Raw genomic sequence first — 688 nt, 5'->3', positions numbered from 1 at the left:
GCGTATTCAAACGCTTCGGAGAGTTGGAGACCATCCACGGTGTCGATCTCAACGTTGAAAGCGGATCCTTCGTCGTCTTTGTCGGCCCGTCGGGCTGCGGGAAGTCGACGCTTTTGCGGATGATTGCCGGGTTGGAGGAGGTCTCCGAAGGTGATGTCTACATCGGCGGCAAATGCGTAACCGAGGCGAAGGCAAGTGCGCGTGGCATCGGCATGGTGTTTCAGTCCTACGCGCTCTATCCGCACATGACGGTCGACCAGAACATGGGCTTCGGCCTCAGGATGAACGGCACACCCAAGGCCGAAGTCGCCAAACGCGTTAACGAGGCGGCCCGGATCCTGCAGATCGAGGAGCTGCTCGACCGCAAGCCGAAACAGCTTTCCGGCGGCCAGCGCCAGCGCGTCGCCATCGGCCGCGCCATCGTCGGCGAGCCGGAGACCTTCCTCTTCGACGAGCCGCTGTCGAACCTCGATGCCGAGCTTCGCGTCCACATGCGCACCCAGATTTCGGAGCTGCATGAACGGCTGAAGCGCACAATGATCTACGTGACCCACGACCAGGTCGAGGCGATGACGCTCGCCGACAAGATCGTGCTCCTGCGCGATGGCCGCATCGAACAGGTCGGCACGCCGCATGATCTTTACGAGCGCCCGCAGAACCTCTTCGCCGCCCAGTTCATCGGCGCGCC

1 protein-coding gene is annotated in these 688 nt (G+C 62.5%); it reads left to right on the top strand.

The genetic code is table 11. The features are described from left to right. Positions 1-688 (top strand): ABC transporter ATP-binding protein (locus MD273_RS18540; RefSeq protein ID WP_502846081.1); only part of this gene is annotated, 688 nt, incomplete at both ends.

The organism is Marinobacter sp. C7 (assembly GCF_022343555.1).
In the GTDB taxonomy this organism is placed as follows: domain Bacteria; phylum Pseudomonadota; class Gammaproteobacteria; order Pseudomonadales; family Oleiphilaceae; genus Marinobacter.
Note: the sequence above shows the minus strand (reverse complement) of the source record. Positions and strands in the feature narration are given on the sequence as shown.